General features: G+C 49.9%; 4 protein-coding genes. All 4 read right to left on the bottom strand.

Annotation, left to right across the window (positions count from 1 at the left end; genetic code table 11):
• A partial coding sequence (gene pyrF / locus NZ772_14775) for an orotidine-5'-phosphate decarboxylase (protein MCS6814816.1) occupies positions 1-740 on the bottom strand: 740 nt, incomplete at its 3' end.
• Positions 700-1,254 carry a transcriptional repressor gene (locus tag NZ772_14770; GenBank protein MCS6814815.1) on the bottom strand — a complete coding sequence of 185 codons (555 nt, stop codon included), beginning with the start codon at positions 1,252-1,254 and terminating at the stop codon, positions 700-702. The genes pyrF and NZ772_14770, both read right to left, overlap by 41 nt.
• Before the next feature lie 126 nt (positions 1,255-1,380).
• Positions 1,381-1,659, bottom strand: a complete 279-nt coding sequence (locus tag NZ772_14765) for a TIGR02450 family Trp-rich protein (protein ID MCS6814814.1) — start codon at positions 1,657-1,659, stop codon at positions 1,381-1,383.
• A 39-nt stretch (positions 1,660-1,698) separates the two neighbouring features.
• Complete coding sequence (locus NZ772_14760) at positions 1,699-4,119, bottom strand: M48 family metalloprotease (protein ID MCS6814813.1); 2,421 nt, start codon at positions 4,117-4,119, stop codon at positions 1,699-1,701.
• Between the last annotated feature and the right edge of the window lie 198 nt (positions 4,120-4,317).

Here is a 4,317-nt window from a genome sequence, read left to right as displayed (position 1 = left end):
CTAGCAATCTCATCACATATGCGATCGAAAGCGACTGCTGGATTATTAGCACTAGTGATGGGCCTACCAATAACCAAGTAATCTGCACCAGCCTGGATGGCAGCGATCGGCGTAAGGGTGCGCTGTTGATCGCCAGAGTCTGACCAAGTTGGGCGCACTCCTGGGCAAATCAGCAGAAACTCATCCCCACAGGCTTGTCGCAACTGCCTAGCTTCCTGAGGTGAACAGACCACACCTGACAGCCCACTCTCCTGAGCCAACAGCGCCATCATCAGCACGTAGTCTGGCAATTCTAAAGACACCTTTAGGTCAAAGGCCAAGGCACGAGCAGAGATGCTAGTCAACAGGGTAATTGCTACCAACTGAGGCGGAACCAATCCTGTAGCATCAGCAGCCTCCGTTACAGCTTTTTGAGCTGCTTGCAGGGCTTCGCGACCAGCCGCAGCATGTAGCGTCAATATATCTATCCCCAGAGCAGCAGCACTACGACAGCCACCAGCGACTGTATTAGGAATATCGTGCAACTTCAAATCTAGAAATACCTGAGTACCTCTGGCTTTCAACTCAGGTAACACTGTGGATCCACTTGCGATAAACAGTTCTAACCCGACCTTCCAAAACTTAACTTGAGGTAGACGATCGACTAAAGCCAGTGCAGAACTTGCATCGGGCACATCCAACGGCACAATAATCCGTTGACTAGGTGCTAGAGGACGATTCACTGTCACGAGCCGCTTCATGATGGGAGGCATCTTCAACCGGGCCGAATTGCCGTTGGCAAGACCAACTGCTAGGCAGCAATGCAGGCCAGCCCAAACGAATAGCCTCCGGACATATTGTATGAACGGTCAATTGACAGTCAATCAACTGCAAACCGTTCTTCTGAGCTTGCTTCAGACTCTGCTTCAAAATAGAGTCATTGTTAAATTCGATCGTCCGGTTGCACTGAATGCACACCAAGTGGTGATGATGGTGGGGATGGGGAGAATTTAATTCGTAGTGTTTATGACCTTCTGCTAATTCCAACTCCCGCAGAATGCCCATACGCGACATGAGCTTGACGGTGCGATAGAGCGTTGACAAACTAATGGATTCACCACGTTGCATCAACAACTCGTGCAACTCTTCCACGCTGAGGTGATTGCCTCTAGGTAGGTTTTGAAAAACGTGCAATACGGTCTCGCGCTGAGGAGTCAAACGCCAACCCTTAGCATTCAACTCGGCTTTGAGGGATGTAGCGGTGTAAGTCGGCATAGTTCTATGGTTTAGAGCTACTCGTTACTGCTAACGTTAGCGCAAATTTTAACCTTTTCGCAAGAAACTTTGCTTATTGAAAATAAATTGCATTACAAGTGACATTGCTTATTGCGAATAACTGTATTACTGAGTGTTACGCTCTTCTAAAGTTGCGGAGGAGTTTTCCTGATTCGTTAATGTGGTTAACGGTTGCCATCCAGGTTTCCACAGGTGACGATTTTTGAGCACCGATGCGTTGAGCCAAAATCGGGTTGTAGGGTCACAGGATGCCACCAACTCAGCAAACACTAGTCGATCGTAGTTTTTGCGATTGATAACGTGGAAGTGTCGCCACCCCCAAGTTGTGGTTTGAGCAGTCCATTTAGAACCAACTAGGCGAGGAAATGCTTGCTTGCGTGGCATATCTAGAGAAGCTAGGAAATATACAGGGCTACAACGGAGCTATCGGGTATTAAAAATAACAACATAACCAGCATATAATGCCGTCACCGTTGCGACGATCACCATCCAAACGGCATGACTGCTAGAGCTAACGGTGCCATCGGGCCAACGCAGACGATCTAAGTCTAGCCAGATGGTGGCACCTCGACGTAACCAGCCAGTAACTCGCACAGGTTGTCCGATCGCCAGACTAGGACGAGTAGGCTGTAACCATAGCTCCAATACAGGCCCAAAGCTAAATAGGTGATGCAGCCGCACCAGACCATACTGAGTTTGCAAAATTAAGTCCTGGGCAAACAAGTTAGCAGTTCCCTTGCGACCTAGTAACGTGCCTGTAATCTGGACAGGCTGACTTTCAGACGGCAAGACGGTTGGCTGTGTTGCAAGGGATACCAACACGTGAGGGGTTTGCACCACAGCAGTTGGATCCACTATGCCAGTAGTGACTCCCCATAGGTTCGTAGGGGTGATTTCTGGAAAGAAGGGATTGACCCAAACTAACACCGATACGCTAAAACTAGTGAGCACGATCGCCTGGAGGATAGCGGGATGTCCCACCATCCAACCGACTGAGCGCAGTCCCAACAAATCTAGCAGCCACAGCAGTCCCCACGTCAACCAACCCAGCAATAGTCCTAAGGGCAGACCAATGTAGGGTGCACTTTGCAGCAGCAGTTGATAACCATAGAGACCGCTCTGAGCAATGGTTTGGACAGGTGACCTGATTAACTCTGTCAGCCAAGGCCATTGAAGAGGCTGGGGAGCAGGTAAGGTGATCTCTGGCTCTAGCTTCCAAGTGAGGGCATAGGTTGTCAAGCGATGCAGGCGATCGCCCAGCAACGGTTGGGCATGTCCTAGGTTTAACCATCCCCGATAGGGATTAATCAAGTCCCAGGCCAGAACAGACTCTGGACTAGTGTATTGAACAGCGGTGCCCACTGTTAGACTAACACGATGCCCTACTGGCAGCAGCAAATCCAAACTTTCAAGTAGATGGGGGGTATATCCCTGCTGCTGAATAGCCTTGGCAGTACCGATGGCAATTTTTAAGAGAGCGCGGACGAGTCCATTAGGATTACCAGTCAGTTCGACGGCGCAGCGATCGCTAGCATGTAGCCGTTGGCGAGCAAACCACAACGCTGGCAGCCGTAACAGCCAGTGGATGACATAGGCTAACCCAGAGAGCAAGCCTAGGCTATAAAACCCTATTAGGACTACACCATGCAAGATAGTTATGGGTCTGCAAGAGATGAGTACTAATCGTTGCCACAACGGTTGCCTTTGGTTAGCTTGCCAGTGATGGGTTACTTGTCTCTGGGTGCGGAGGGCGTTGTCCCAGAACCAGTCCGCACCTGTGGCTAGCCCCCAATATGCCAAGTATGGAATCTGTAACACCGTGGTCATTAACGTCATCAGTGCTATGTCGCCTTGGAGAATGTGGGCTACTTCACCAGCGCACACCGTCGCCAACTCATCACTTGTGAGCTGATCAAGCAATCCTCGGCTGAGAACAATGCGTGTGAACCGTGGCCGATGACCATAGCTGATAGCAACCGGAGCTGCGATGGGCAAAATCCCTAACTTGGGCAGGGCAATGCGTTGACGTTGAGAGAGCTGATTGAGCACCTTCAACACCTCTGGATGGCGTTTTCCCACTACGGTCGCTGGTTGAATTTCCATACCGTGGAGGCGAATTAAGAGTTGATCAAGTAGCCAAGGTGACACCAGCCATAGTCCAGCGAGGCAACCGACCACGGGTAGAAAGCTATTGGCATAGCGTAGAGGAATCAGATAAACGTAGGGGAGTGGTTCAAGCACTTGAGCGATCGTGGCTTTGAGCCAGTCCACAACCCTATAGGTCAAAGCGATAAATGCTACTAAGGTAGCAACTTGCAACCAATACAATGGCCAAGGTTTTGTCTTGCCTAGGGATCTACCACTTGCAAGTCGTCCTGCATTGCGCCATTGCCACGGAGGATTTGGAGCATCTGGGTTATCTAGTAAATGAGGTGATAAATTGGTTGGATCCGTTGATTCTATAGCTGTTGAGGGCTGATCTTGCGATGTAGGCAACTGCTTGGGACTAGGGTGACTCTGGGCTTGAGCAGCTAATTCTGGATAGCGGTGCTCTAAGCTTGCGATCGCCTGTTCTGCCCACTGTCGCACCATCGGTTCAGGATAATCACGAATAGCTTGGCAATGCTCCCAGGCTTTTTCGGGCTGGCCATATCGCTCATAGGACAAAATCATTCCCATCTGTGCGTGGATGCCTGCTAAGGAATGGGGGTTGGCCTCGTAAACAGCCGAAAAATATGCCAGTGCGTCAATATAGTCTGCCTGCTGAAATGCGGCGACCCCTTCACAAAACGTTGGATCCGATTCGATTCCAGAGTTGCCTGGTAGTTTAGGAAATGTAGTCATTCACCTGTGCAGCTATTACTGACCTGTTTCACCTACCTACTATGCCTCACAATCGCGGTTAGTGTCTCCTATGAATCAGAACTCAGCTTGCTTCAAGTCTCTAGCTGACGAAAGATTAAACAGTAACCCTAGGTTTCATCATCCCTATCTTCCTGATAGGTACCGTCATCTATCGTGAAGTCATGGTCTGCGTTAATC

It is taken from the genome of Cyanobacteriota bacterium, from assembly GCA_025054735.1.
In the GTDB taxonomy this organism is placed as follows: domain Bacteria; phylum Cyanobacteriota; class Cyanobacteriia; order SKYG9; family SKYG9; genus SKYG9.
Note: the sequence above shows the minus strand (reverse complement) of the source record. Positions and strands in the feature narration are given on the sequence as shown.

Excerpts from the sequence above, each read along its gene's own strand:
- NZ772_14770 (MCS6814815.1), bottom strand. The coding sequence starts at position 1,254 with ATGCCGACTTACACCGCTACATCCCTCAAAGCCGAGTTGAATGCTAAG.
- NZ772_14765 (MCS6814814.1), bottom strand. The coding sequence starts at position 1,659 with ATGCCACGCAAGCAAGCATTTCCTCGCCTAGTTGGTTCTAAATGGACT.
- NZ772_14760 (MCS6814813.1), bottom strand. The coding sequence starts at position 4,119 with ATGACTACATTTCCTAAACTACCAGGCAACTCTGGAATCGAATCGGAT.